Raw genomic sequence first — 857 nt, 5'->3', positions numbered from 1 at the left:
CCATCGCGAATCAGGAAAAACGCCAGGTACAACATCAGGCCCAGATTGAGGAAAAACTGGAACGTATTCTGCCCCACAGCCAGCGCCCGCTTGGCGAGGAACTGGCCCGCCCCGGTGAACGCCTTGACCGCCTGTTCCTTTATTTTCTCCAGGTCTATATCAAAGCGCTCGGCCAGCGACTGCAGGCCCGGGAAGGCATGCTTGATCTTGTCCACATAGCTGGCCAGATCGATCTCACCACTTTGCACCTTCTGGAACAGGCCGACGCCTTCGGATACGAACGACGTGGCCACGGCCAGCACCGGGATCACGACTAACACCACGCACAGCAGCAAGGTGAACAACGCCACCAGGTTGCGCCGTTGCGGCCAGCGGGCCAGCAGCCGTTTATGGAAGGGATAGAAAACCACACTGATGGCACAGGCCCAGAAAATGGGCGCGAAAAAAGGCTGAATCAGCAGGGCAAAAACGGCACTGACCGCCACCAGCGCCCACAGGAACGCGCGCTGTTCCAGTTTTTCCGATATTCCCGTGTCCCGCATACCCTGCCGCTTCCCTGTGTCACGTGATTAGGTGTCATGCCAATAGAATCAATGACCCGCCATATGCGCTAACGGGGGATCAACCGCCCGTCAGCATGGTGGAGCCCAGATACCCCATGTACGCCACATAGACCACCAGCAAGGCGATACCGTTAGTCCGGGTAATCTGCCCCTTGCGGCCCAACACGCCGAAGCCCATAACGAACAGCACCAGCGTCAGCCCCATCATCAGGGACCAGTCCCGCTGCAATACCGCAGGATCCACCGACATGGGCTTGATGGCACCGGCGATACCGACCACCGCCAGGGTATTGA

Annotated in this window: 1 protein-coding gene and 1 pseudogene; both read right to left on the bottom strand. The window is 58.8% G+C overall.

Annotated elements, in window-relative coordinates; all coding sequences use genetic code 11:
* Window positions 1–542 (bottom strand): AI-2E family transporter (locus A3754_RS02520; RefSeq protein ID WP_156496705.1); only part of this gene is annotated, 542 nt, incomplete at its 3' end.
* A gap of 79 nt (window positions 543–621) precedes the next feature.
* Window positions 622–857: pseudogene (locus A3754_RS02515) on the bottom strand (calcium/sodium antiporter); the annotation flags it as partial.

The sequence above is a fragment of the Alcanivorax sp. HI0083 genome (genome assembly GCF_001635175.1).
The sequence above is the reverse complement of the archived record's forward strand: the minus strand, read 5'-3'. Positions and strand labels throughout refer to the sequence as shown.